General features: G+C 57.3%; 21 protein-coding genes. 10 read left to right on the top strand and 11 right to left on the bottom strand.

What is annotated here, in order from left to right:
* Nucleotides 1-26 precede the first annotated feature (26 nt).
* The 10 genes from dnaB to DC3_RS24630 all read left to right on the top strand — a co-directional run bounded on the left by dnaB (nucleotide 27) and on the right by DC3_RS24630 (nucleotide 12,583).
* Nucleotides 27-3,872 carry a replicative DNA helicase gene (gene dnaB, locus DC3_RS24675; RefSeq protein WP_146889865.1) on the top strand — a complete coding sequence of 1,282 codons (3,846 nt, stop codon included), beginning with the start codon at nucleotides 27-29 and terminating at the stop codon, nucleotides 3,870-3,872.
* Between the two features lie 215 nt (nucleotides 3,873-4,087).
* A complete protein-coding gene (locus tag DC3_RS24670; RefSeq protein ID WP_146889862.1) occupies nucleotides 4,088-4,834 on the top strand; it encodes an SDR family NAD(P)-dependent oxidoreductase in 747 nt (248 codons plus the stop codon).
* Nucleotides 4,831-5,274 carry a transcriptional regulator NrdR gene (nrdR, locus tag DC3_RS24665; RefSeq protein ID WP_146889859.1) on the top strand — a complete coding sequence of 148 codons (444 nt, stop codon included), beginning with the start codon at nucleotides 4,831-4,833 and terminating at the stop codon, nucleotides 5,272-5,274. Before DC3_RS24670 ends, nrdR begins: the two co-directional genes overlap by 4 nt.
* Before the next feature lie 98 nt (nucleotides 5,275-5,372).
* The gene (locus tag DC3_RS24660) at nucleotides 5,373-5,561 is read left to right on the top strand and encodes a hypothetical protein (protein WP_146889856.1); all 189 of its coding nucleotides are present in this window, start codon (nucleotides 5,373-5,375) and stop codon (nucleotides 5,559-5,561) included.
* 97 nt (nucleotides 5,562-5,658) lie between these two features.
* The gene (locus tag DC3_RS24655; RefSeq protein ID WP_146889853.1) at nucleotides 5,659-6,813 is read left to right on the top strand and encodes a class I SAM-dependent rRNA methyltransferase; all 1,155 of its coding nucleotides are present in this window, start codon (nucleotides 5,659-5,661) and stop codon (nucleotides 6,811-6,813) included.
* A gap of 106 nt (nucleotides 6,814-6,919) precedes the next feature.
* Nucleotides 6,920-7,150: a DUF3248 domain-containing protein gene (locus tag DC3_RS24650; protein ID WP_146889850.1), complete on the top strand. Its 231-nt coding sequence runs from the start codon at nucleotides 6,920-6,922 to the stop codon at nucleotides 7,148-7,150.
* A gap of 58 nt (nucleotides 7,151-7,208) precedes the next feature.
* Complete coding sequence (locus DC3_RS24645; RefSeq protein WP_146889847.1) at nucleotides 7,209-7,673, top strand: DUF3809 domain-containing protein; 465 nt, start codon at nucleotides 7,209-7,211, stop codon at nucleotides 7,671-7,673.
* 240 nt (nucleotides 7,674-7,913) lie between these two features.
* Nucleotides 7,914-10,688: an EAL domain-containing protein gene (locus DC3_RS24640; protein ID WP_146889844.1), complete on the top strand. Its 2,775-nt coding sequence runs from the start codon at nucleotides 7,914-7,916 to the stop codon at nucleotides 10,686-10,688.
* A 131-nt stretch (nucleotides 10,689-10,819) separates the two neighbouring features.
* On the top strand, nucleotides 10,820-11,500 hold the full coding sequence (locus DC3_RS24635; protein WP_146889841.1) for a metal-dependent hydrolase: 681 nt from the start codon (nucleotides 10,820-10,822) through the stop codon (nucleotides 11,498-11,500).
* Nucleotides 11,501-11,650: 150 nt separating this feature from the next.
* Entirely contained in the window at nucleotides 11,651-12,583 is a 933-nt protein-coding gene (locus DC3_RS24630) for a serine/threonine-protein kinase (protein WP_146889838.1), read from the top strand.
* Here DC3_RS24630 and DC3_RS24625 read toward each other — a convergent pair.
* The 11 genes from DC3_RS24625 to DC3_RS24575 all read right to left on the bottom strand — a co-directional run bounded on the left by DC3_RS24625 (nucleotide 12,560) and on the right by DC3_RS24575 (nucleotide 23,584).
* Entirely contained in the window at nucleotides 12,560-13,204 is a 645-nt protein-coding gene (locus DC3_RS24625) for an HAD family hydrolase (protein ID WP_146889835.1), read from the bottom strand. The two genes, DC3_RS24630 and DC3_RS24625, sit on opposite strands and share 24 nt — an antisense overlap.
* Nucleotides 13,205-13,454: 250 nt before the next feature.
* The gene (locus DC3_RS24620; protein WP_146889831.1) at nucleotides 13,455-15,272 is read right to left on the bottom strand and encodes an ABC transporter ATP-binding protein; all 1,818 of its coding nucleotides are present in this window, start codon (nucleotides 15,270-15,272) and stop codon (nucleotides 13,455-13,457) included.
* The gene (locus DC3_RS24615) at nucleotides 15,262-18,411 is read right to left on the bottom strand and encodes a lantibiotic dehydratase (RefSeq protein ID WP_146889828.1); all 3,150 of its coding nucleotides are present in this window, start codon (nucleotides 18,409-18,411) and stop codon (nucleotides 15,262-15,264) included. The genes DC3_RS24620 and DC3_RS24615 overlap by 11 nt, the downstream gene beginning before the upstream one ends.
* 11 nt (nucleotides 18,412-18,422) lie before the next feature.
* Complete coding sequence (locus tag DC3_RS24610) at nucleotides 18,423-19,637, bottom strand: lanthionine synthetase C family protein (protein WP_186816243.1); 1,215 nt, start codon at nucleotides 19,635-19,637, stop codon at nucleotides 18,423-18,425.
* 448 nt (nucleotides 19,638-20,085) lie between these two features.
* Nucleotides 20,086-20,265, bottom strand: a complete 180-nt coding sequence (locus DC3_RS24605; RefSeq protein ID WP_146889821.1) for a hypothetical protein — start codon at nucleotides 20,263-20,265, stop codon at nucleotides 20,086-20,088.
* Nucleotides 20,266-20,320: 55 nt separating this feature from the next.
* Nucleotides 20,321-20,500 (bottom strand): hypothetical protein, encoded by a 180-nt coding sequence (locus tag DC3_RS24600; RefSeq protein WP_146889821.1) that lies wholly within the window; start codon nucleotides 20,498-20,500, stop codon nucleotides 20,321-20,323.
* Nucleotides 20,501-20,713: 213 nt separating this feature from the next.
* The gene (locus tag DC3_RS24595) at nucleotides 20,714-21,490 is read right to left on the bottom strand and encodes an ABC transporter ATP-binding protein (RefSeq protein WP_146889817.1); all 777 of its coding nucleotides are present in this window, start codon (nucleotides 21,488-21,490) and stop codon (nucleotides 20,714-20,716) included.
* Nucleotides 21,487-21,933, bottom strand: a complete 447-nt coding sequence (locus DC3_RS24590) for a hypothetical protein (RefSeq protein ID WP_146889814.1) — start codon at nucleotides 21,931-21,933, stop codon at nucleotides 21,487-21,489. Before DC3_RS24590 ends, DC3_RS24595 begins: the two co-directional genes overlap by 4 nt.
* Before the next feature lie 152 nt (nucleotides 21,934-22,085).
* Entirely contained in the window at nucleotides 22,086-22,712 is a 627-nt protein-coding gene (locus DC3_RS24585) for a hypothetical protein (RefSeq protein WP_146889811.1), read from the bottom strand.
* A gap of 111 nt (nucleotides 22,713-22,823) precedes the next feature.
* Nucleotides 22,824-23,312 carry a hypothetical protein gene (locus DC3_RS24580; protein ID WP_146889808.1) on the bottom strand — a complete coding sequence of 163 codons (489 nt, stop codon included), beginning with the start codon at nucleotides 23,310-23,312 and terminating at the stop codon, nucleotides 22,824-22,826.
* Nucleotides 23,309-23,584 carry a helix-turn-helix transcriptional regulator gene (locus DC3_RS24575; RefSeq protein ID WP_146889805.1) on the bottom strand — a complete coding sequence of 92 codons (276 nt, stop codon included), beginning with the start codon at nucleotides 23,582-23,584 and terminating at the stop codon, nucleotides 23,309-23,311. The genes DC3_RS24580 and DC3_RS24575 overlap by 4 nt, the downstream gene beginning before the upstream one ends.
* Nucleotides 23,585-23,596 lie beyond the last annotated feature (12 nt).

The following is a 23,596-nucleotide window of genomic DNA, read 5'->3' as shown; positions in this document are numbered from 1 at the left end:
GACTGAAAAGCCTTGAGAGGTCACACATGGATCCTGTAGCACGAGTCGCACCAAACAGCATTGACGCAGAAGTGAGCGTCCTGGGCAGCATTCTGCTGGACAACGACACCCTGATCAACCTGGGAGACCAGGTGACCTCAGACATGTTCTACCGGGAGTCACACCGCAAAATCTTCTCTGCCATGCGCCTGCTGGCCGACCGGGGACAGCCCATCGACCTTGTCACCCTCTCCGAAGAACTGCGCGGCAAAAATGTGCTGGACGAAGTGGGGGGCGTCTCCTACCTCGTGGGCCTCTCCGAAAGCGTGCCCACCGCCGTTTACGCCGAATACTACGCCCGCATCATTCAGGAAAAGTTCACCCTCAGACAGCTGATCCAGGCCTCCGGGAAGATCATGCAGCTTGCCTACGACGGTGAAGTGGGCCTTGAAGAACTGCTGGACAAATCCGAACAGCTTATTTTTGATGTTTCACAAAAAGAAGGCAAAGATGAATTTCAAAGCATGAACACCGTCATGCATGACACCTTCGAATACATCACGAAGCTGCATGCAACAGGAGGCCACATTGAAGGAACAAAAAGTGGCTTCCGTGATTTAGACAGCATGATCACTGGATTTTCCCCGGGGAGTTTGAATGTCTTGGCCGCCCGTCCCTCGATGGGAAAATGCCTGACTGCAAACACCCTGATTGATGTGCCCGGCACAGGACAGCGCATCACCATTGAGGAATTCGTGCAGCGAAAACTTCCCGAAGTCTACGGGATTTCTGAAACAGGGAAATTGCGCCCCACAAAAGTTTCCCACTGGATCGACAGTGGCGTGAAACCTGTGCGCCGGGTGCGCACCCGTCTGGGCCGTGAAGTGGAAGTGACCCTGCACCACCCCTTCCTGACCCCTGAAGGCTGGACGCCCCTCTATGACCTTCAACTCGGGGATGTGATTGCTGTTCCCAGAGCGGTCCCCAACTTTGGGCAAAATGAATCCCTCAGTTCTGAGGACGTGCGTCTGCTGGCCTACTTCATTGCAGAAGGCAACCTGACCAACACCTCGCCCAGGTTCACCAACACCGATCCACTGATCGTTGAGGACTTCCAGACCCTGGTGCAGCAAAAATTCCCAGAGCTCAGCATCAGGCAAGATGGCATCGACTTCATTGTCGCCAGAGCCCACGTCCCTGGAGCCCAGAAATACCAGAAGAATCCCCTGACCGAATTCCTGCGGGAACACGGTCAGATGGGCAAAAGTGCCCATTTCAAGACCGTTCCAGAAGCCATTTTCACCCTGAACAGGGAAAAAGTGGCGGAATTCCTGCGCATCCTCTTCAGCTGTGATGCCACCATCTACAGCATCAATGGCAAGCACCCCCGCATTGAATTCACCGTGGCCTCTGTGCAACTCGCAAAAGATGTGCATCATTTGCTGACCCGCTTCGGGATCATTGCAAAACTCTGGCAGAAAACGGCGAAGTCCTTCCGTGTGGAAATCACAGAGCCCCAGAGCGTGGCCCTCTACCAGTCCGAAATCGGCTGGTTCGGAGAGAAAGCCACCCGCGCATTTGAAGTGCATCCCGAGCGCCACAGCAACTCTGGACACCTGCCTTCCCGGGTCTGGACCCAGGTCAGGGCCCTGGCCACCCAGAAGCAGCTGTCTCTGACCCAGCTTGCAGCCCGCAGTGGAGAGCAGACTGGCGCTGGCTACGACCCTCACACCCGGAGGGGCATCACCCAGAAGCGACTGACAGGATATGCAGCTGTTCTGGAGAGCCCTGAACTCTCTCGACTCTCCAGCCCTGACCTGTACTGGGATGAGATTGTCTCCATTGAGGACCTTGGAGAGCAGCAGGTGTATGATCTTACTGTTCCAGATGGATCAAATTTCATTGCCCAGAACATCTGTGTTCACAACACAGCTTTCGCACTATCAATTGCACAAAATGTTGCTTTAAGAGGTGAAGGCAAAACAACTGCAGTCTTCAGTCTGGAAATGCCCGCTCAACAATTGGCATTGCGTATGCTTTGTTCTGAGGCCCGGGTCGACATGAATCGTGTGCGCAGTGGTCAACTCAGCGAGCAGGATTTCGTGAGGCTTGCAAATGCAGCCGCAAGACTGAGTGAAGCACCCATTTATATTGATGACGTCCCCAATCTCACCGCCAATGAACTCAGAAGCAAACTGAGGCGCGTAAAAACCAAAACAGGCTCACTGGGCCTGGTTGTGATTGACTACCTTCAATTGATGAGTGGTTCGAAAAGTGGTGGGGGTGGAGAAAACAGGCAGCAGGAAATCAGTGCCATTTCCCGTGGGCTCAAAGGAATTGCCCGTGAACTTGAAGTCCCGGTGATTGTTCTATCACAGCTGTCTCGTGCAGTAGAACAACGCCCAAATCACAGACCAATGCTGTCTGACCTGCGTGAGTGTGTCCCAGGAGACACCCTGGTCATGCTCTCAGATGGCAGCAGAAAGCCCATTCGTGAACTGGTTGGGACCACTCCCGAAGTGCTGGCCATGACTGAAGATGAAAAAGTGGCGGCCTTCACCAGTGACCGGGTCTGGAGTGTCGGGGTCAAGCCCATCTTCGAAATGAAGCTGGCCAGCGGACGGACACTGCGTTCCACCGAGAAGCACCGCATTTACACGGCACATGGCTGGCAGGAACTGCAGCACATCAAACCGGGAGACCGGATTGCTGTGGCCCGGAGGGTGCCAGAACCTGCGAAACCTCTGGTCTGGAAGGAAGCTGAACTCATCTTGCTGGGGCATCTGGTGGGAGATGGCAGTTACCTGAAAGGACAGCCTCTGCGTTACACAACGGCTTCTGAAGAAAACAGCAGACTGGTCACTCAAGCCGCCCTGGAATTTGGGATGCAGGTGAACCGCCATGCAGGCAAGGGCAACTGGCACCAGCTGGTCTTCAGTGGCAACGGCAACCGCTGGGAAGCCAGAGGCATCAACAAGTGGCTCAGGGATCTGGGCATTTTCAACCAGCGTTCCCATGAGAAGCACCTCCCTGCAGGGGTCTTCCAGCTGAGCAACACCCAGGTGGCTTTGCTGCTGCGCAACCTCTGGGCCACAGATGGCACCTTCTTCACACCAAAAACAACAAACTCCTCCAGCAGGATCAACTTCTCCACCAACAGTGTTCAGCTTGCCAGAGATGTTGCGGCCCTGCTGTTGCGCTTCGGCATTGTGGCCAGAATCCGCACGGTCCAGCAGGGAGAATACCGCCCCATGTACGTGGTGGAGGTCTCCGGGAAAACCCAGCAGATGCTGTTCCTGGATCAGGTGGGGGCCACGGGTTGCAAGGTGGAGGATGCCGCCAGACTCAGGGCACATCTGGAAGCCAGAGAAGCCAACACCAACATCGACACCCTCCCCATTGAGGTCTTTGATGGGGTGCGCAACCGCATGCAGGAACAGGGCATCACCACCCGCCAGATGGCCGCACTGAGGGGCACCTCTTACGGTGGATCATCCCACTTCAAGTTCGCCCCTTCCAGGGCTGTGGTCATGGACTATGCTGAACTTCTGAATGATCCTGAGCTGCAGAAAAAAGCCACTTCCGACCTATTCTGGGATGAAGTGGTGAGCATCACCCCTGCAGGTGAAGAAGAAGTGTTCGACCTGACGGTTCCCGGTCCAGCGTCCTGGCTTGCAGATGGCATTGTGAGCCACAACTCGGGTGCAATTGAGCAGGATGCAGATATTGTCATGTTCATTTACCGTGATGAGTATTACAACAAAGAAACAGATCAACAGGGCATTGCTGAAATCATCATCGGCAAACAGAGAAACGGACCCGTGGGAACAGTCAAGTTGCAATTCCACAGCCAGCACGTGCGCTTCAATGATCTGGCGCAAGAAGGGGTTTAACAGTTTACAGTTGACAGTTTTAAATGAACAGCAACTGCCTCTTCACAGGAGTTTTGTTTGAAGCATGAGGCCAGAGCACATGAGAGGTTCGCTGTGAACTGTCTACTGTGAACTGTAAACCAGCCCATCTTTTGCTGAAAGCTGATGGCTGACTGTTGACCGCTCTCCCATTTGCGTAACGGTTACACTTTCCTCTCTCGGTGTACACTAAGGGCATGATGTCTCATCCTCACGCCCAGTCGTCTGATTTCTGTGCTCTGGATGGTCGCATTGTCGCTGTGACCAACGCCGACCAGGGATTTGGTCGCTCCATTGCCATCCTGCTTGCAGAGATGGACGCCACAGTGATTCTGCTCAGCGAGAACCCCGAGGCCATCAGTGTGCTGGCCTCTGAAATTGAAGAACAGGGAGGGGAAGCCATTCCGATCAAGGCAAGCCCCACCAGCATGTCGGACTGGCGGGCCGCCCTGGAGAAGGTCACCGAGATTTTTGGCGAGGTGCACGGGATTGTTCATGTGGCAGACCGGGTGAGCTATTCTCATTTTGATTACCTTCCCGAAGCCGAGTGGGTGGAAATCGCCAATTACAATGTGCGCTCCAGCCTGACCATTTTGCAGCACATCAAGCGCAACCACCAGCACACCTGGGTGACCATTGTGGCCCCTCCCCTGGACGCTCAACTGCTGCACATGCATGCCTTCCGGGGTGCCCTGATCCACCTGACCCAGCATTCTGTTCAGGAGAACCTGCGGGTGAACCTGCTGATCCCGAGCCGCGCCGCACACAGCGATGAGTGGGATGTGGGGCTCAGCACGGCGGTGTGTCACTTTGCAGACCCCAGAATGGAGCACATCGTCGGGAACATCATCAATGTGCCCCTCCCTCCGGTGCCCAAACCCGAAGCCCTCGAAGCCCTCGAAGCCGCAGAGGCTGAAGCCGAGTGGGAAGAGGAGAATGCGTGAAGTGCCCTTACTGCTCTTCTGCAGACACCCGGGTGATCAATTCCCGACCCAGCGATGAGGGGGCTTCAATCAGGAGACGCCGGGAGTGTGAGCGCTGTGGACGGCGTTTCACCACCTATGAGCGGGCACAGCTTGAGCCCCTGATGGTGGTGAAAAGGGACCTCCACAGAGAGCCTTTCAATCCGGACAAGTTGCTGCGGGGCCTGATGCTCGCCACCGAGAAGCGTCCCATCAACCATGAACTGCTGCGCAAGTTTGCTTACAGCTTCGAGGATGAGAACCCCACCCACGAAATCACCTCGGAGGAGATTGGCCGCAGGGCGATGCTGTTCCTGAAACCATTGGATGAGGTGGCCTACATCCGTTTTGCCTCGGTGTACCGGGAGTTTGATTCTCTGGAAAGGTTCATTGAGGAGATCAAGGGCCTCAAGGACCAGTAGGGCTGGTGTAAGCACAATGGACGATTCAGCCCCACAGGGAAGAGATCTGTGAGGCTTGTTGTGTTACGGTGAGGCATCTGCTGATCTGGAGGTCTCCCATGTGGGTTGGAATTCTGATGTTCGTTGTGCTGCCTGCATTTCTGATCTGGCTGTCCTTCCGTATTCGCCCCAGAACGGAATACTCTGAAAACTCTGCCTTCTATGGAGGGCTGGCCCGCAATGCGGGAGTGGAACCCGATCAGGGCATCAGCGTCAAGGAAGACGAAGAGGTCAAGTTCAAGTTGTAAATGCTAAAATTGCCTTTGAGGTGCAGTTCAGGATTCGCCTGAGCTGCTTTTTTATTCGGCCTGAGTGCATCAGGTGCCTGCAAACAGAGGAGTTTTCATGTCAAGTGCTGTGCTGAGCAAAAGAGGTCTGGAACGCTTCAAAACCCGTCACCCCTGGGTGTACAGGTCGGACACCCTGAGCCTGCCCCGTGAAGTGGGCATCCATCCGGTGGAGGATGACAGGGGTCGGGTGCTGGGTTACGCCCTGGTGAACGCCCAGAGTGAGATCAGTGTGCGGGTGCTGACCTACTGGAAGGAAGCCAGTGTGGACACCCTGATTGAGCGGGTGCATGCGGCGCTGGATTACCGGGAGAGCCTTCAGCCAGACGCGGACAGTTACCGTCTGATTCACGCCGAGGCAGATGAATTGCCTGCCCTGGTGGTGGACAAATATCAGGATTACCTGGTGGTGCAGAACGGCTCTGCTGCACTGGAAATCTATCTGGATGACCTGCTGCAGGTGCTGATTGACCGTGTGCAGCCCAGAGGCATCCTGGGGCGTTTTGAGAACAAGAACCGGGAACTGGAGGGCCTGAGCACCGAGAATGTGGTGCTGTATGGCGAGGTGCCCGAGACCATCGAATGCCGTGAAGCAGACGTGCGTTATCTGGTGAATCCCTACACCGGTCAGAAAACCGGGGCGTTTCTGGACCAGCGGGAAAACCGCACCCTGCTCGGGCAACATGCCCGGGGGAACGGGCTGGATGTGTTCAGCTACCACGGTTCTTTTGCCCTGCATCTGGCCGGAAAGTGTGATGCGCTGGAGTGCATTGATGTCTCCGAGGAGGCCCTGAAACGGGCCGAGGAGAACATGCAGCTGAATGGCTTTCACCATGTGACTTTCACGGTGGCCAATGCCTTTGACCGCCTGCGGGAACTTGAGCGCTCTGGCATCAGGTTTGACACCATCAGCCTGGACCCTCCGGCCTTTGCCAAACGCCGCAAGGACCTGGAGGCTGCCTATGGGGCCTACAAGGAACTGAACCTGAGGTGCATGAAGCTGCTGAATCCTGGTGGGGTGCTGGCAAGTTCCAGCTGCTCTTTCCACGTTTCAGACAGCGATTTCTACGAGATGCTGGGAGATGCTGCCCGGGATGCCGGACGCAGGTTCCGCATTCTGGACCGCCGCACCCAGGCCCCGGACCATCCGGAAATGCTCGGGGTGCCCGAGACCCGTTACCTGAAGTTTGCGTTGCTTCAGGCGATGGATTGAGAGACCAGAATAAAGAGAAGCTCAAGACCCAGAGACCGTCTGTCATGAAGAAACGTAAGCTTTCACTGAGAGTGCAGATGGTACCCTGAATACACTGGAGGACAGGATGGGGCACGAGGAAATCACTCCCGAATTGCACCGCTCTCTGGACCAGCTGGCCGGTCAGCTGGTGTGGAAGATTGGCCGGGATGAAGAGACCGATGAGATGATTGTGCGGGTGGGCTTCGCTTCTTCTGCACCGCGTTTTGCCCGCAAGAGCAAATTGCGTGCGGCCACCGACGCCGATGTCGCAGAAGCCCTGAAGACCGGTGAATACCGGGTGGAATGGATTGAGTAAAATTTTGTACCCGGTTTAAGCTATACTGGGTGAACCTCAGGCAAGGAGTTTTCAGAACATGCAAGTACAGACCTCACTCACCTGCAGCATCTCTCACCCAGGCAGCCCCCAGGACGCCCTGAACTTCATTCAGGACCCGCACCAGAGCCTTGCCAAAGTCAAGTTCATCCGGGACCTGCACATTGTGGATGGGAAGGTCCGGGCCAAGTTCGCCGTCAATGTCCCGATGCTTGGAGAACAACTGATTCCCTTCCAGAGCATCATCCATCCCACTGCAGATGGGGCCACTCTGGAATCCACCTCCCTCGATAAACCCGCCTGGGCAGAGGTCAGTGGCAAGGCCCACCTCGAAGGCTCCGAGATGAAATACGAACTGCATGTCACCGTGCACTTCGAGATTCCAGAAGCCCAGAAGTGGGGTGGCAACGCCTTCCTGAAGATGGTGGAGGCCACCGCCAAGCAGACGCTGGACAAGGTGTCCAAAGAGTTCCCCAGAGCCCTCAAAGACGCCGCCAACGCCTGAAGCAACAAAAACCCAAATGAACCCGGCAGAAGCCCCTCAAAGGCTTCTGTTTTGCTGTCTGTCTTTTTGGGGCTCTGTGAGACAGAGAAACGGATCTTTTGCTGATCGCTGATGGCTGACAGCCCCACAAGCAACCTCGTCCCAGAAGCGATCTGTCACGGGCTCCTCCTGAATTTGAGGTTTCTGTGAGACCCCGGATGGTATCACTGAGAACACCTATCCAGGCAAGCGGGGAGATGCATGACCCACAACGAACACATCCGGTTCACCCATGAAGGGCTGATTCAGGCCGTGCTGAGCCACGGCATTCTGCTGAATCCGGCCCAGGCGTGCCAGCAGGTCCAGGGGGATGCCCACCAGTGCCTGCAGACCCCGGACTGGCAGCAGCAGACGGTCGATCAGGTGCTGCTGCCCGAACTTGCTGCAGAGTACCGTGAGCTGTACGCAGAGCTGCAACGGGTGCAATCTGCCAGTGTGCGGGGGAAACATCTGATTCTGATTCCCCTGTTTGAGACGGGCTGGATGGTCCTCAGGGTCAAGGCCTCCCAGCAGGAACGTCAGGAAGACCGTTCAGGGCACAGGCCCAGTGAAGAACCAGAACAGACCACAGACGTCCTGCAGGACAAGGTGGGTCTGGTGTACCTCACCCCGGACCTGACGGTGCAGTACGCCAATCAGGCTTTTCTGGACCTGATCGGGGCAGCGGCAGGCAGTGACTCCAGCCCCTCCATTCAGGACCTGATCCACAAAGCGTTTCCACAGGTGCATGACCTCGCTTCCCCCGAGGTGCTGGAGCAGCAGGTTTCCCTCAATGAACAGCAGGCCCTGGTCTCCATTCGTGAGGCAAGGGGGACAGATGGAGAACGCCTTGGTTACATCCTGCAGGCAGAAACACCAGGCCTCAAAGAAGAACTGACCGAGCAGCTCAGGCTGCAGGAGGAACGCTGGCGTTACGCGCTGGAAAGCATCGGAGATGGGGTGTGGGACTGGGATGTGGCCCGCGATCAGGTGTACCTGTCCAGAACGTGGTTTGGCCTGATTGGCGAGGACCTGGAAGACTGCACCCAGCCGTTGCAGCAGTGGCTGGGTCGCCTGATTGCAGAAGACCAGCCCAGGATGCTGGAGGCCCTGCAGGCCTGTGTGCATCAGGACGCCCCCAGTTATCAGGTGGAGGTGCGGGTGCAGCACCGGAACGGGGACCCGATCTGGATGCTGGCCCGGGGCAAGGTGATCGCCCGCAACGCCTACGGAGAGGGAGTGCGTCTGGTTGGGACCCTCACCGACATCACCCAGCTGAAGAACACCGAGCAGGAACTTGAACGCCTCACCGAACGGATTCAACTCGCCACCCGCACCGTGGGAATCGGGGTGTGGGAGTGGAACATCGAACAGAACCGCATGCTGTGGGACCAGCACATGCTGGACATCTACGGCCTGACCCAGGAACAATTCGAGGAAAACAGCCTGACCGCCTGGGACCGCCGCCTGCACCCCGAAGACGCAGCAAGGGTGCTGCAGGAGGTGGACTGGGCCCTGAACGACGTGAAGCCTTTCGAGACCGAGTACCGCATCGTCCGGCCAGATGGAACCCAGCGGGTGGTGCGTTCCAGTGCTTCTGTGGTGCGCGATGCTGAAGGGAAACCCCTGCGTTTTCTGGGTGTGGACTGGGACATCACTGCCCACAAGCAGGCCGAGGAACTGATCCAGTACCAGACCAGCCATGATTCCCTGACTGGCCTTCCCAACCGCAAACTCTTCATGGACCTGCTTGGCAAGCGCCTGGAGGAACATCAGGCTTCCGGGCGCATCTGTGCGGTGCTTTTCATCAACCTGGACCGCTTCAAGGACGTCAATGACAGCATGGGGCATGAGGCCGGAGACATCCTGCTCAAGGAGGTGGCCACCCGCCTGAAACTCTGCGTGCGGGAAAGCGATCTGGTGGCCCGGGTGGGTGGAGACGAATTCACCATCATGCTCAGCAATCTGGACGAAGGCAGCCAGGCCGGAAACATCTCGGAGCGCATCCTCAAGATCCTGTCCCATCCCTACCAGATCAAACAGAAAGCCTTCCTGGCCTCGGCCAGTCTGGGCATCAGCCTCTTTCCGTCAGATGTAAATGATGCAGAAACGCTGCTGACCAGCGCAGATCAGGCCATGTCGGTGGCGAAAGGAGAAGGCAAGAACTGCTGGCGGTTTTTCACCCCCTCCATGCTGCAGGCCACCCGTGAACGCCGCACGGTGATCTCTGATTTCACGCTGGCCCTCAAACGACAGGAATTCGAGGTGTACTACCAGCCCATCCTGGGTTACGGGCGTCCCGACGAACTGAAAGCCGAGGCTTTGTTGCGCTGGAAGCACCCCCAGAAAGGCATGATCAGTCCGGCGGTGTTCATTCCCCTTGCAGAGGAGGTCGGTCTGATTCACGCTCTGGGCGACTGGTGCCTGAAACGGGTTTTGCAGGACCAGCAGAAATGGCAGGCCGAGGGTCTCCCCTGTCCGGTGATTGCCATCAACACCTCCGCAAAGCAGTTCACCCATGACGATGTGGCCCGCAAGTGGCTGCAGGCCCTCAGGGATTCTGGGGCGAGCAGCGATCAGCTGGTCATGGAGATCACCGAGAGCCTCTTGCTGCAACGGCAGACGGAAGTGCTGAGCCAGCTGAGAACCCTGCGAGAAGCTGGAATCCGCATTGCCCTCGATGACTTCGGAACAGGTTACTCTTCCCTGAGTTACCTGAGTGCTTTCGAGCTGGACTACCTGAAAATTGACCGCAGTTTCGTGCAGGGCATTGTCCAGAACAGCAAAGATGAGGCCGTAACGGATGCCATCATCGCCATGGCCCACAAACTCGGGCTGGAAGTGGTGGCAGAGGGTGTGGAAACGCTGGAACAGGAAGAGGTCCTGCGCAGACAGCACTGTGATTTTGCCCAGGGGTATTATTACGCCCGGCCCATGCCAGAAGCCCAGTACCGGGAATTCATCCAGAAACAGGTTAAAGTTTACAGTTCACAGTAGACAGTCACATCAAACCTGAAGCTTTGCTCTCACCTGGCCAGCACAGAAGGAACCTGCCCCACTGGAAGTCCACCCCCGATGTGACAATCTGGCCCACTCTGGTGGCTGTAAAATAAAGCCAGGAGGACAACATGCGCATTGAATACCTGGGGCACTCCTGCCTTTACATTGAGACAGGTGATTTTCGACTGCTGATCGATCCTTTTGTTCAGGGGAACCCCCTGTGCCCGGTCTCTCTGGAGGAACTTAAAGGGCGCAACATCACCCATGTGCTGGTCACCCACGCACACGGGGACCACTGGGGCAACACCCTGGATTTTGCACGGGAAGGGGCACAGGTGATTGGCATTGTGGAGATCACCTCCTACGCTGCCCACCATGGGGCCAGGAGCACCCACGGCATGAACATCGGGGGCAGTCACCCTTTTGACTGGGGCACCCTGCAGCTCACCCCGGCGTGGCACTCCTCGAGCTTCCCGGATGGCACCTACGGAGGCTTCCCCACCGGAATGGTGTTGACCCTGGAGGGCAAGAAAATCTACCACGCCGGAGACACCTGCCGTTTCCGCGAGATGGAATGGATCGGGGACCTGGGACTCGATCTGGCTTTTTTGCCCATTGGGGACAACTTCACCATGAATGCCGACGAAGCGGCAAAATGTCTGCCCATGCTGCGTCCTCGCCTGACCGTCCCGATGCACTACAACACCTTCCCGGTGGTGAATGCCGACCCGGCCCGCTTTGAGACAGAAGCGGAAATGCTGGGATTCCAGGTGCAGATCATGAGTCCGGGGGCCACGCTGGAGTTGTAGTATGCTTTTGCCCAGGCGGACTGGAAGCAGCCTGCCTGCTTTCCTGAGCGCACAAAGTCTGAGAGATGTAAGAATTCTGTGTGAACAGGTAAACTAGACTTCTAGGGACCAGCAGGCAGACCAGGGCAAAGCATTTTGAAAGAGGGTTTCATGCGGGATTACATCGTCACACGCATACTTGCAAAAACCGGAATGGCACTGGTGCGGCTCGCCCAGGCCCCCAATGGTGAATTTGTCGCCCTGAAAACCCCCCTGCAGAGCACCCTGGATGACCCTGAACAGCTCAAGCGGTTCGCCAATGAGATCGGCACCCACCTGCAACTGCAACACAGCAACATTGCCCGTGTGGTGGAAGGATCTGCCCTGATCGACAACCCGTACATCGTGATGCACTACTATCCAGACGGCAGTCTGGACCGTTACCTGCAGGAGACCGGCAAGCCTGACTTGCTGCGCGGTCTGAAATTCATGCGGGACATCGGGCTGGCCCTGAATTACCTGCATGACAAAGGCTTCGTGCACCAGGACATCAAGAGCAGCAACATCTTCCTGCAGGGCGACAAGGCTGTGTTGGGAGATTTTGGGGTGGCGGTGAGCATCCAGAACCCCAAGTATGCTGCGGGCAGTCCTTTCTACATGGCTCCAGAGATCTACCGGGGAGACCCGGGCAGCATTGAGAGCGACGTGTACAGTCTGGGCATCCTCACCTATGAAACCCTGACCGGACACCGCCCTTACAATGGCAAATCCTACGATGAACTGATGATGGCGCACCTCACCCAGTACCCCAAATCCCTGCTGCAGACCCATGCTGGTCTGACCCGCAAGGCAGCACTGGCGATTGAGAAGGCCCTGGCGAAAAACCCCAAGGACCGCATCCATCTGAACCACTTCATTGCAGCCCTGGACGAGAACATCAAGCAACTGGAAAACCCCAATGCTCTCCCCCAGGAGCAGGCCCAGATGCAAAAGGAGCGCTTCAGTGGCAGCCTGAGAAACAGCCCTCCTCCGCAGACCACCCCCCCTGCAGAAGAGGACAAAAAAGGGTTTTTTCAGCGTTTATTTGGCAAAAAGCGCTCTTAAGGCCGTCAGGCCTCCAGCCAGAGAATCCAGCCTCTTGCACTCGGGACGGAATTTCTGGGTGGAGGTCACCTTGTTGGGCACCACCACACAACGCAGACCTGCGGTGATGGCTGCCGTGGAACCATTCAGCGAATCCTCCACTGCAATGGCCTGATCGGCATGGAGGCCCAGTTTGCTGAGGGCGAGCAGGTACAGGTCTGGAGCGGGTTTGACCTGGTGCACCTCGTAACGGGTGGCAAAAATCTCAAAGTACTGCTGGATGCCGTGCTTGCCCGTCCACTCGTCAATCCACTCCCAGTCGCTGCTGGTGGCCATGGCGATGCGGATGCCCTCTGCTTTTGCTTCCTCAAAGAGCTCTTTCACGCCCTCCCGCAGGGGGGCTTCCCCAATGCGGCGCAGCACATCTTCCCTCACCTGCGCATGGAACCCATCTCTTTCTGCCTCGGTGAATTCAAAAGCCGCCCAGGGATCAAAAGCACCCCAGGTGCCCACACCCATCTGCCATTCGGACAGTTGCAGGATCTTGCCCTGGCGCTGGTAGAAGGCCTCGTACGCCTCGAATTCGGGGGTTTCGGTGTCAAGAATCAGGCCGTCAAAATCAAAGATGATTGCTTCAAACACAACCCAGTCTAACCCTCAAAGCTTCAGGGAACGGTGAATTTGGTCTGGTTGCCTGAGACATTTTCAGGATGGACCCTCTCTTCACACCTGCTCTGATCCAATGGTCCCTTCCTGGCTGGCCCCCTTATTGATGTTCGCAAAAAGCTTGAGAGTGCTTTTTGCTGAGCAACGCGAATGGAACGGTCAGGACATCTGAGAAACCTACAGTTCTTTTGGCATAGATCAATAAGGTCGGTTGGGCCATCAGAATTCACACCTGCTGAACCCTCTGCTCTGTGCCCGCTGGAACGGAGCTGTACCCTGCAGCCTGCAAGCGAAAAAGGCGAGCATACTCGTTTCCAGCCGCCATCAGCTGTTCGTGGCTTCCGGCCTCGGCCAGTTGACCTTTCTCCAGCCGCAGAATCAGGGTGGCCTGTCGCACTGTGGCAAGACGATGGGAAACCAGGACCAGAATCTGATCGCTGGATTCTGTGTACAGAGCGTTCAGCAACTGCTGTTCCGCCTCAGGGTCCAGAGCGGCTCCCGGTTCATCGAGAACCAGCACATCTGCTGAACGGTACAGCATCCGCCCCAGAGCCAGCCTTTGCCACTGCCCTCCACTGAGTTGCACCCCGCCAGCAAAAGCAGCTCCGAGTTGCTGCTCAATGCCCTGTGGAAGACTTGCCACAAAATCTGCCCTGGCACGGCGAAGTGCATTGTGGATTTCTCCCGGCTGTGCTGGTCGCTGAACATCGCCAAGCATGACGTTGTCCCGAACAGTCAGATGGTAGGCTGCGTGGTCCTGAAACAATGTGCTGAGGCGCTGAGAAATGCTGGTAGCACTGTACAGTGTGGCGTCTTTGCCGTTCAGCCGGATGACCCCTGAAGTGGGTTGATAGAGACCCAGCAGCAGTTTAACCAGGGTGGATTTCCCAGCACCGTTGCGTCCCACCAGGGCCAGGGATTCTCCCCGGGAGATCCGGAAGCTCATGTTCCGTATTCCGGCATCACCTGTACCAGGATAGATGTAGGACACATTGCAAAATTCAATTTCCACAATGTCTTCAGTCCATTCGTGCAGGCCCTGCTGTTCTGGCAGAGGCTGCTCCAGGAACCCAAAAAGCAAACGAAGATGGGTGAGCCCCTGGACCATGGAGACCACCCCTCCGAGCAGGGAGGTCAAGCGGCCCTGCACCTGTGACGCTCCCAGCAGAAACATTCCCACGTCCCCGAGGGTCAGTTGACCCTGCAGGGTGCGTTCAACCACACCCCACCCGGCCAGTCCCATCAACAGGGCCGAAAGCACCAGAGCGAAACCGGACCACAGGCTGCGACGGGTGGTGAGCCCAGCCTGGGCCTGGCGGTGTTGGCGGTGGGTGTCCTGCCAGCGTTCTCCGAGGTGCCGTTCAAGGCCAAAGCTGCGGACCTCTTTGGCATAACGTTCAGTGGTCAGCAATGCTCCCAGATAGGCCTGCAGGCGCAACAGTGGGGTGTGCTCCAGGGCCATCTGCAGTCCTTGTGCTGCATAGACCCGCTGCACAAGGACACTGGGAAGAGCCGCCAGCAAAACCAGAGGCAACAGAGAAGGCCCCAGTTGAAGCATCAGACCCCCCAGAGCAGCCAGCGCCACCACGGCTTGCAGCACAGAGAGCAGGTTTGCCCAGACCATCACGGCCCGGCCCGAAACCTCTTGATGGGCATTGCGCAGACCATCTTGAACCTGTGGGCTTTCAAAGGCCACCAGAGGAAGCTGTGCTGCATGAGCAAACAGGCGCAGGCTCAGCCGCTCCTGAACCCGGGCCCCCAGCAACTCCTGCAAGGCTGTGTTCAGGGTGCTGAGCAATCCTCCCAGGGCCAGCACCCCTGCCTGGAGGAAAAGCAGGAAGACCAGAGAAGGTGTGGACGCACCTTGAACTCCACCTGCCAGCGCATCCAGCAACAGTTTGTTGACCCACAGACCTGCTGCTGGGGTGAGGGCCAGGGCCAGGGTGCCCAGGGCCAGCAGCAGCATCCAGATCGGATTGGCCTGCCACACCACAGCCAGAGCAACGGACAGGTCACCAAGACGCCTGGCTGTTTCAGGACCCATTCGACCCCACCATGCCTGCCTCAGGCTGACCGGGGGTGCGGCCTGCTGTGTGAATCAGTGCAACCACGGCATCGTGCATCCCCTGGTACACCAGCGCCTCTTCAATCCGGCTGAGCCCCATGCGGTTGGCATGCATGTGCAGGTGGCTGGCCACAAAAGCCATGAACCGCTCTGGACGCAGCTGAAGGGCGGCCTGCTCAAACACTTTGCCCTGCTGATGCAAATGGTCAGACACAGCCTGAGCGAGTTCTGGAGACAGCGTTTGTGGTGGTGTGTGACCCCTGCCCACCATCAGCATGCCCCTCAACTGCTTGACTTCATTGTATCGGCGCTTGGGTTCCAGTTGACCTTCCAGGAAGGTGCGGTTGTGGGCGGCCAGCCCAGACAGGAAGGAGCGCAGCAGGACCGGTTCAAACGTCTGGCGAAGACCCAGCAGGCTCACCCATGCAGTGAAGGCCATCCTTGCAGAAGGATCTTCTGCAGGGTGATCACAGAGGTACCGCAGGACCAGCCTGCTGCTGCTGTGAAATGCGACTTCCGACATTTCCATCAGCCCTGCGCCGCCATACCGCTCCAGTTCCCGTTCGTAATCGGTGACAACAACCTCCCTCAACAGGCCATTGCGCCGAAGGTCAGCACACCACACCATCAGGCGGCCCAGGACCATTTCGTGCTGTCCATCAGCAGGCAAGACACGCAGGCGGATGTGTTCTCCGGGGTCATTGTACAGGACATGGAAAGCGCAACGGGTCTGCGGGGCCAGGGCTTCAAGCAGGGGTGCCATGTGCAGACGCAGCAGTTCAGAGCGACTTGCAAAACCAGGGTAGAGCCGCAGGTAAATCCACTCGCCACCCACCGGGAAAACACGATCCTTCCAGCCAGTCTCCATCTGCACCACATTGGGAAGGGACACCGGCTCGGGACTGGGATGAAACAGGGGCACCACAAACTCCAGCAGGTGGGCACCTGCCTCAGCGTTTTTCCACAGGTGCTCTGGCTGCGTGAAAGATTCACGCAGCTCCAGGTGTTCCCCTTCACCCTTGCGGACCTCTTCCAGCAGCACGGCAACATGCAGGGGATTGTCCAGGTCCAGAACCAGCAGGTTGTCTTCACGGCCCACTTCCACCCGCATGGGCAGACCATGGGTCTGGCGGATGTCCTCCACACCTGCACAAACCATGCTTTCATCCTGACCTCGCAGGGCCAGCCAGACTGCACGGGGCACCTGCCAGGTCCGTGGACTCAGGATGGTCTTGCCATAAACCACCCGGGGCAAATAAGGGAGCAGCCCTGCTCCCCGTCCCCATGAGAAAGGCAGAGGAGCACGCTGACGCTGGCGTGAAGCCTCTTCCAGAAAGCGCACAACGTTCGGTGCAAATTGCAGGGAGAGCATGTGGTTGGCGTGAACCACCACCCGGCTGCCATCCGTTGCTGAGATGAAGAAAAAACCCGATCCATCTGCGCCAACCAGGATTTCGGAAGGCAAAATGACCCGATCCTCATGAAGGGGTGGTGCACCATAAGGCACCTCCCATGCCTCTGAGGCGCACTGGGCATTGACATTCATCAGCCGGGCACTGATGGGAAAGTAGCTGGAGTTGGCGTGGCGCACCCCAGGTGTGTTCTCCTGACGTTTGAACTGCTGGTAGGCCTCTGCTGGCAATGCCCGTGCAAAGCGACCAAAGGTTTTTCCAGCCATGGACACCGCCCCCATGGGCCCGAGCACCAACTGGTACTGACCCGCTTCAATGGCTTCTTGAGAGGGGGCCAGCACCCGCACATAGATCTCTCCACTTTCGGGCAAGGTCTGAACAGGTACAGAGGACTGAAGGGCCAGAAGGGCTTCTTCATGTTCCCTGAGCTGAACTTCCTCTTTTCCCTGGTGACGCAAGGCCAGGTCAAACAGGTAACGGTCTTTTGCATTGAAAGCCATGCTGGGGGGTGGACCTGGTTCCAGTGGAGCAGGTCGGCTGTATCCCTCCACAGGTCCCAGCCCCACAGCTGCACTGAGCAATTCGAGCAGCGGCACCAGTCGCTCACCATAACGTTCCCTGAATCGCTCCAGATAACGCTCAAGCGGGGCCTGGGATTCCCGGCTGGCCAGGTGCAGGAGCAGGGCATGGCTGTGCGCCGCCTCCTCGGCCACTGCACGAGAAAACCGATTCTGGGTCAGGGCAGTCACCAGATCCACACGACGGGGGGCCTGGACATCCTGGTTGTTTTCAGTGCCTTCACCCCTGGCAGAACTGAAGGTACCTGCCACACCCAGTTGCTGGTACAGGTCCAGCCCTTCACCGGGTGGCAGGGCATCTGCGGCCGTGAGCAACTGCTGCACCTCCCGCAATTGTGCCGCCTGTACTGCGAAGGCTGGAATGCCCTCGATGCGGGCCAGCAGGTGCTGCACAGGATCAGCACACATGGGCGATGGACGCAGGTCCGTGAAAAGGAAGCCTGCGTCCATCAGGTGGCGCAAAGCCTTGAAGTTTTGCTGACGGGTGCGATGGGGATACTGTCTGTCCAGCCAGGCAAGCACGGTTTGCAGGTTCTCGCCTTTTGCACAGAGCCCCAGAATGCCTTCAGCAGCAGGTGTGGCCCGGATGGAAGCACAACGGTTGTCTCCCTGTCCACGCCTGGTGATGTTTTCCAGAAAGAAACGTTGGCCAAAGCGCAGGGTGGCGGGGTGCGTGTAGAGCCGTGGATTGTGTTCTTCGGTCAACAAAGCTTCACATTCCACCGCCACGGCAAGCACCTGGGAGAAATCGAGCTGACTGACTGTCCGGTGCAGTGCAGTTGGAGCCACTCCGATGCTGAAGTGCTCATCCAGGGCAGCAACGGCAACACCACAGAAGGTGCCATAAGGGGTGGGACGTGCACTGGCCCGCAACAGGTACTTGAGGGCACCCAGTTCAATCTGGCGTCGTTGCCGGGCATCAAGGGTTCTGGCCTCTCCCAGCAGGTAGGCAGGCAGAGCGGCATAAAGGGAAGGAGAAGCGATCAGGATGGCTTCTTGCACTTCAGGGCGGGAGAGCAGGCGACGGATGTGTTTTCTGGTCTCCTCCAGGCTGCCCCGGGGCAGGTCTTCGAGGGGGAGCAGGGGGGTGCGGACCATGACATGGCTTCCAGGTTGGTATCGTTGCATCAGCTCTCCTGTCAAGCAAGCGCAAGTGCCCGGTCCCACAGGGGGTTCGGGAGCTCAGAATGGGTGAGGGCCAGCCACACGCCCAGCGCACCCTCAAGCAGCAGGGGCATCGAAGCGACCTGACCGCTCACCGGGTCCGCCTCTGACCAGAAACCATAAGGGGCAAGATCATCGTGCTGGGCAAGGGTCATGGAGCGGAGCTGGGAAGCCAGCGGCATCAGCTGTGGATCTCCAAAACGCTCCACCACCTGCAGGAGGCCTGCTGACCCATGGCACAGGTTGGAGGTCGTGAGTGAGCTGAGCCCAGGTGTGATTCCTGTCAACACCTCCAGTGCAATGGCCCTGTACTGGGAGGCATCAAGTGCTTCAGAGCTGAGACGCAAGGCACTGGCGATGCCAGGAATTCCATAACACCATGCAATGCGGGCAGGTACATGCTCCTGGAGGGGCATTTCTGGGGTCCAGTGGCTGGGCCATGCTCCTTCACCGTTGTTCAGCCTCTGGTCCACAAGGCCTTCAGTGAGCAAGTGAAGCGTGGGAGCAAATCGGGCCTTCAGGGTGGGCTGGGCCATGAGGGCAAGGGCCAGACTGGCCACCACTCCGGCCACCCCATGGGCCAGTCCAAGGTCCACCGTTGGACGGGGATACAGTTTTGCATGCCGGGGGGTGGACTGTTGCGTCTGCTCAATGGCGAACCCCTGCAAGGGCGAGACAGCAGCCCTTGTTCGCGAGTCAAAATACTCAGCAATGGCCTCACTGGCCGCAAGGGCCTCTGGTCCGGGACGAGACAGGGTGTAGAGCAGCATCCCTGAAAGACCATAGAGCAGGTCATAGAGCCGGACATGCATGGGATGGCTGTGGCAGTATGCCACGTAACGATGAATCAACGGCAAAAGATGCCTGTCAATCTCTGACAGTACCTTCTGGTAGCGTGTTCCGTCCCGACTGGCCATCACCAGTGCCAGGGCAATCCCAGACAATCCTGAGACCAGCGAGGGGTCAGGCAAAGGGACTTTGAGAAACTGTTCTGGTATGACGGAGAGGATTGCGGCAAAATGGTCTCTGGATGCTTTTTCCAGGACGCGGCTGTTGTCAAGCTGGGCCATTTCATTCAAGAAAACAGCAATCCCTGCCTGGCCTGTGAGCAACCCACTTGAACCTGGCCCAGCAGGCAACCCATCTCCAATGGCTTTTGCATTTAAACATTTTTCAATGGTCTGATCCATGCCTCTCATGAGGTGTTCGCTTTGCACATCACCCTCCATAAAAATCAATTGAAAAGGCCAGGGATTTTATGGCCCTGGCCTCTTGAGTTTGGATCTGCCTCAGCCTGTGACGTCAGCAGTGAACATCCACGGGTCCAACACCAGTGTGAGCGTCCACAGGTCCCAGAACCTGCCTGTTGAATGGGCTGCCAGGACTGTCTGGCCCCATCAGGTGGTCAACCCTGTCCAGGGGTCTTCATTGCAAGACCCTGATTGATCCACGCAAAAATACTGGACGTGGCCTGGATGGCCTCACCGCATCTCACGCTTTCTGCCCTTAAAGCGTGCTTCTTGACCCTACAGCAGGTCTGGACCACTGGATCGCTCCCGGGCGGTCCGTTTCGCACTGGGCTTTTGCTCAGTCAAAAGCACTGCAGTGCTTTTGACAAACCTCAACAAGCGCGCTCTGTCAGCAAAGGACGTCAAAGGTGGTGCAACGGGTGTTGGCCGAGGGACAGGCACCTGTGCAGTTGTTCATTGCACTGGTCAGAATAGCACCACAAATCCAGGTGGTGGCGAAATTGGGAGCAATTGTGCCCGCATTGTTTGAGTCCTGAACCTGCAAGTCGAAATCAAAGTCCTGTTCCATATATATTCTCCTGTGTCAATTTGAAGGAAGGTCTGGCTTTGCTGGATTTGATGCTTCAGCAAAGGACGTCAAAGGTGGTGCAACGGGTGTTGGCCGAGGGACAGGCACCTGTGCAGTTGTTCATTGCACTGGTCAGAATAGCACCACAAATCCAGGTGGTGGCGAAATTGGGAGCAATTGTGCCCGCATTGTTTGAGTCCTGAACCTGCAAGTCGAAATCAAAGTCCTGTTCCATATATATTCTCCTTCTGGTCTGCATAGACAGACCACTTAACCCACGAGCCAGTATAGCGTTCATGCATATTTATTGTTATTTATACATAACTTTTCTATAGGCCAGTAGTGCTAAGTGAGGTTATTATAGCCTAATTGTTTTGTTTACGCAAGATATCGGAGGGCGAAGGGAGAAATTCAATGGTCACAAACCCAGGATAAAAAATCAGCGGAATCAGGCCTGGTGAGCCCGGGAGGTTCCCTGGCCCTGCAGGGAAAGGGGGACGGCTTCAATGACATGCTGGTAAGCCCACTCCATGCGCTCCAGCTCTCCCATCCCGGCGGGAGCAAGGTCCATAAACGCCTCCCGTGTGTCATCGAACAACAAACGGCCCTCGCGCATCACCATCACCCGGTCTGCAATGCGGGCCACCTCGCTGAGGTGATGGGTGTTGAACAGCACCAGTCGTCCCTCCTCGCGGCACTTGAGCAGCAGCAGGCGCAGGGACAGCACCTGCGCAGGGTCCAGACCGGCGGTGGGCTCATCCAGCAAAATCATCTGGGGATTGTGCAACAGGCTGCGGGCAATGGCCAGACGTTTGCGCATCCCAGTGGAGAATTGGGACACAGGTCGATGATCGATTTCCCCAAGCCCAACCTGTTCCAGGCAGGTTTTCGTTCGTGCTCGGGCTTCACTGCTTCCCATCCCAAACAGCCGGGCATACACTTCCAGCTGCACACGGGCACCCAGGTGTCCCAGCAACCCATCCTGCGCAGGGAGAACCCCCAGTTGCAGAGCAGTCTGGCGGTGCTGGTGGTAGGGGTCCAGACCAGACACCCGGATGCTCCCCCGGGTGGGCAAATCCAGACCCGCAATCAGGTTGAACAGGGTGGTTTTGCCTGCTCCATTGGGGCCCAGCAAAGCGGTGATGCCTGCTGGAACAGCCACATTGACATCCTGGACGGCGTTGAAGTTTCCAAATTGCCTGGTCAGATGCTGCACTTCGATCATGGGGTGTCTCCTTCTGCTTTTGGGCGCAACAATTGCGCTGGAACGGGAATGAGGGCCAGGGCGATGAGGGCCACAGCCACAACTGCAGTGATGGGCGGTAAATTCTGAAACTGTTTGACGATGTCAAAGCCAAAAGGAAGGGTGCACAACACCATCAGGGGCAGCAGGGCCAGGGCCCGACCATCCTGCCCCATCCTGGACTCCAGCAACAGGCGAAACCCAGTCCAGAGGGCCCAGATGGGCCACAGGGGCTTGAGGACCGTAAGGTCAAAAGGCAGCTGGGGGTGGAACAGATGAACCACCAAAGCACACATGCCCAGAGACAGCACGGTCACCATCAGGTGATGGAGCAGGGCCAGGGCAGGCCACAGGGTGCGGTTCGGAATCAGCCAGGCCGGAGTGCTCTGGCGTCCGATGGGAAAGCACCAGGGCAAGGCCAACATGCACAGGAGCAGAGACAGAAAGGCAACAGGAAGTCCAGAGACCAGGGGCCATCTGCAGAGGGCTCCAGTCAGGAGCGACGGCAAGATCAGCGAAAGCACGTAAGATGCTGGACGATACTGGGACAACACCATGTAGCGCAATCTCATGACCATCATGGACGCCTCGAGTGGGCCACATTCAATCCCACAAGCAGCACAAACATGCAGGTGAGCAGACCCAGATACAGGAAGCTGGTGGGAGGAAGCACACTGGCAAGGCCACCCAGCGCAAAAACAAGGCTGCAAGCAACAGTCAGCCCCATCGAAAGCACGGTGCGGGCCTGCACCCGAACTTTTACGAAGACCAGACGCATGGCCAGAAAAGTGCCTGAGAGTCCCAGCAGACCCAGCAACACCATTTCAGGGCCCAGGGTTGGGGGGGTTGCCCCACGCAGATGGTGCACGTACAGCCAGACAGCACCCAGAGAGAGCGTGGTCAACAGCGGAGGAAGCAAGACATGCAACAGCTCTGCCAGCACACTGTAGATCTGGGGCTGGGGTGTCAGGCGCAGACTGATGTAACCTCCACTGAGTCCCCACCGGACGCTGTCCCCCAGCATCAAGATTCCAATGAGCAGGGCAGCAAGCCCAACCCCAAAGCCCAACCACACCAGGGCAAATCCCAGCCAGGGCTCAGCATGCCACTGCCAGACCAACAGCCAGGGAAGGAGTGGCAGCAAAAGCACACTCAGGTGCGCGTAAAAACCTGCGTTGCGTTGATAAAGCACGAATACTTGCATGATGAACCTCCTGGGAGAAAAGGACCTCCCTGCACCCGTTCTGGAACGGGTGCACAATGAAAAAAGGGATGTGGGGAACGCTGAAGGGTGGTGTGAGGATTTGTGGGTGGTTCAGGCTTCGGGGATGTCTTCAATCCAGGCTGCAATCAATCTGGGCAGCCCCTCGAACACGCCCATGACGACGGCAAAAAAGACCAAAACTGCAACTTCAAAACTGGCTCCGGCAAAGACATTTAAAGAAGGAACACTGCGCAAAAGTCCTCCACCCACCATGAAGGCAGCAACACTGATCCAGATGAGGAACCGGTTCAGGTTGTAGGCCTGAGCAATGAAGGTGTTGCGGGTGTGCCTCTCGTACTCATCCAGGTTTCGGTCAGGCCGGAACAGGCGGTTCCAGACCCAGACCTCAGACATCAGGGCATAGTGGCACACCAGGGCCAGGGGAATCAGGAGCAGGGGCAGGGCCCCTGCCACACTTTCGGTTTGCACGCTGGGCAAGAGCAATTGTGCCAGAAGTGCACTGCTGCCAAAAACCACAATCAGTGCTCGACGCTGCATCAAAGGCAGTGTTCGGCTGTAAGGATGATCAATGAGCTTCACGTCGGCTCCTTGCGGGTCGAATACACTTGTGCACTCAGGGGGGTGAGGGGCTGAAGCGAAAAGATGGCTTCCACAGGCAATTCGAACACTGCTGCAATCTTCAAGGCCAGTTCAAGGCTGGGTCCATAATCCCCTCGCTCAATGAACCCTACAGATTGGGTGTTGACACCGATGGCAGCAGCCAGATCGGCTCTGGAGAGGCCCCGTTCTGCCCTCAGAACAGCAATCCGGTTGTAGAGTGGTTGGGATGGTGCACGTTGCTTGACCACCATACAATGTTATGT

Source organism: Deinococcus cellulosilyticus NBRC 106333 = KACC 11606 (assembly GCF_007990775.1).
Lineage (GTDB): Bacteria > Deinococcota > Deinococci > Deinococcales > Deinococcaceae > Deinococcus_C > Deinococcus_C cellulosilyticus.
This window is presented reverse-complemented; position numbering and strand designations above follow the sequence as displayed.